Origin of the sequence: Streptomyces sp. NPDC050433 (assembly GCF_044458565.1) — a bacterium.
Lineage (GTDB): Bacteria > Actinomycetota > Actinomycetes > Streptomycetales > Streptomycetaceae > Streptomyces.
This window is the reverse complement of sequence record NZ_JBITIB010000004.1, coordinates 101,524-104,398: the sequence shown is the minus strand read 5'-3', so window position 1 is coordinate 104,398 and position 2,875 is coordinate 101,524. Positions and strand designations below refer to the sequence as shown.

1 protein-coding gene and 1 pseudogene are annotated in these 2,875 nt (G+C 65.8%); both read right to left on the bottom strand.

Going from position 1 to position 2,875, the window contains the following annotated elements:
* Nucleotides 1-1,170, bottom strand: a pseudogene (locus ACIBLA_RS06990) (hypothetical protein); the annotation flags it as partial.
* A gap of 190 nt (nucleotides 1,171-1,360) precedes the next feature.
* On the bottom strand, nucleotides 1,361-2,875 hold a 1,515-nt coding region (locus ACIBLA_RS06985), incomplete at its 5' end, for a hypothetical protein (protein ID WP_399198001.1).

Sequence of the window (2,875 nt, the reverse complement as noted above, 5' to 3'; positions counted from 1 at the left end):
GGACGACGAACCACCGCCGCTGTCCGAACCGCCGCTGGACGAACCACCGCCCGAGGAGGAACCACCACCGGACGACGAGCCGCCGCCGGAAGAGGAGCCGCCTCCGCTGTCCGAACCGCCGTTGGACGAACCACCGGACGACGATGAACCACCACCCGAGGACGAACCACCGGAGTCACCGCCGCCGCTGTCCGAACCACCGCTGGACGAGCTGCCACCGGACGACGAGCTGCCGCCCGAAGACGAACCACCACCCGACGATGAACCACCACCGGAGGACGAGCTGCCGCCGTTGCTCCCACCACCGGAATCATCACCGTCCGAGTCGCCCCCGGAGTCACCACCACCGCTGGAAGAACCACCACCGGAAGACGAACCGCCCCCGTTACTCCCACCACCGGAATCATCGCCACCGCCGGAATTCCCACCACCGCCGGTGTCATCGCCTCCGCCGGAGTCACCACCGCCACCGCTGTTCCCACCGCCGGAGTTCCCGCCCCCGCTGTCGCCCCCGCCGGAATCACCACCCCCGCCGGAGTTCCCGCCCCCGCTGTCGCCCCCGCCGGAGTCGCCCCCGTCCCCGGCGACCGTCGTCGACTCGCAGTCGCCGCCGAGGATGTTGCAGACCGCCGTCTGGAGACCACCCGATATCTGCGGCGCCACACCACTGAACAGAAGCGTGCCGATGATCAGCGCGACCAGACCGACCATGCCCACGTACTCGACCGTCGACTGACCCCGCTCAAGAGTCCAGCGACGCCTCACGGCCCGCTGCTCCAAGGGCAGTTCGAACCACGCCCGGCTCGCACCCACACTCACCAACGCCAACAACACACCCGGCAAAAGCAGTTGGCTGAGCCCCCGCGCCGAACCCGCGTACAGGTTCACCACGCTGCCGACCAGCAGCCACGCCTGGAGCCCGATCAACGTGAACCAGACCGCTTTCCCTCCGGTCCACAACCGCCGCGCCAGAACCACAGCCGCGAACCCCGGCACCATCGCGTACACCGCCGCCAGACTCACCGCCGGCGTGATGTGACTGCCCAGCTCCAGCAGCGAGTTGGTGACATCGATGCCACCCAGCAGAGTCAACGCGAACATCAGGTAGAGCAGGACCCGGGTCACGGCCAGTTGTCGTGGCAGTTCCCAGCGCAGGTCTCTTGTGTTCAACAACGCGAACTCCTCCACCAGCCTTGGCGACTACGTCGGCAGAGTACGTACGCGCGAGACCCAAACCGAAGGGCCTGCGGACCCATCTCAGGGCCCAGGGCTGATCGCGCCAAAGGCCGAAAAAAGCCCACCGGGCCGTGGGAATCCCACGACCCGGTGGTGAGCGGCAGCCGATGCTGCGCGGCGGCTGTCAGTCCTCTCCCCGCTCCTCCGGCGACTCGTAGTACGGGTTCTCTATGAATTCGCCGCTCCTGCTGCCGTCCGGATTGAGCTTCCAGCCGCCCTTGATGTACTTCGAATCGATCCCGCCGGGGAAAGCGATCTCACTTTCTCCGGGATGGGGGCTGTTCCCCCCGAAGGTCTTGTTGACATCGATTCCGCCCGGCGCATCGATCTCGTAGACGTAATCCTGACCGTAGAACGGCACCGGCTTTTCCTTCGTCGTCGTCGAGACGAACGCGGAGTCCTTGTTGTTCTTGACGTAGTCGTACAGGTCCGTGTTGTTCGGGTCCTTCGGCTCGAAGTCGTCCACGAAGATCTCGTCCGGGGGACGATCGTCGAAGCGGTACAGAGTCTCGTCCGTCTCGCGCCACTTCGTGTTCTTCGGGAGGCCCGACGTATCAACGTCCTTGACCGCCACTTCCGGATGAGGGTTGGACCTGGGGTTGTCGCAACCGGCCCCGTCAAGACGTGCGCGTGTCAGGTCCTCCGCGTCTGCGTACGTGTCGACGCCGGCCATGGCGGCCCCGGACAACGACAGCGCGAGGTCCGTCGGTGAAGGAGTTTGGGGAGCTGCCAATAGCGTGGTGCCACTGACGACGACGGCTGTACGAGTACCGGCCGCAGCAAGTGTGTAGCGCCCGTCGCCGGATCCGCCGGTGGTCGCCGGTCCGAAGTAGGCGGCGTTGGTGTCCCGGCAGTCGTCCTTGTCTTCGTCGTTGTCTTCGTCGTTGTCTTCGTCCCTGTCGTCGTCGTTGTCGTCCTTGTCTTTGTCCTTGTCTTTGTCCTTGTCCTTGTCGTTGTCGGCCTTGCAGCCGGTCAGGCCCCACTGCGACCCGGCCCCCGTGGGGTTGCACTCGACCTTGTCGTCGTCCTTGTCGTTGTCGTTGTCGTCCTTGTCTTTGTCCTTGTCGTTGTCGTTGTCGTCCTTGTCCCTGTCGTTGTCCTTGTCGTTGTCGGCCTTGCAGCCGGTCAGGCCCCACTGCGACCCGGCCCCCGTGGGGTTGCACTTGACCTCACCGCCAGAGGACGAGCCTCCACCGGAGGAGGAGCCACCACCGGAAGACGAACCACCACCGGAGGAGGAGCCACCACCGGAAGACGAACCACCACCCGAGGACGAACCACCACCCGAAGAGGAGCCACCACCGGAAGACGAACCACCACCCGAGGACGAACCACCACCCGAAGAGGAACCACCACCGGAAGACGAACCACCGGAGTCACCCCCGCCGCTGTCCGAACCACCGCCAGACGAACTGCCACCCGAGGACGAACCACCGCCGGACGATGAACCACCACCGGAAGACGAACCACCGGAATCACTGCCGCCGCTGTCCGAACCACCGCCAGACGAACTGCCACCCGAAGAGGAACCACCACCCGAGGACGAACCACCGGAGTCACCCCCGCCGCTGTCCGAACCACCGCCAGACGAACTGCCACCCGAGGACGAACCACCGCCGGACGATGAACCACCACCGGA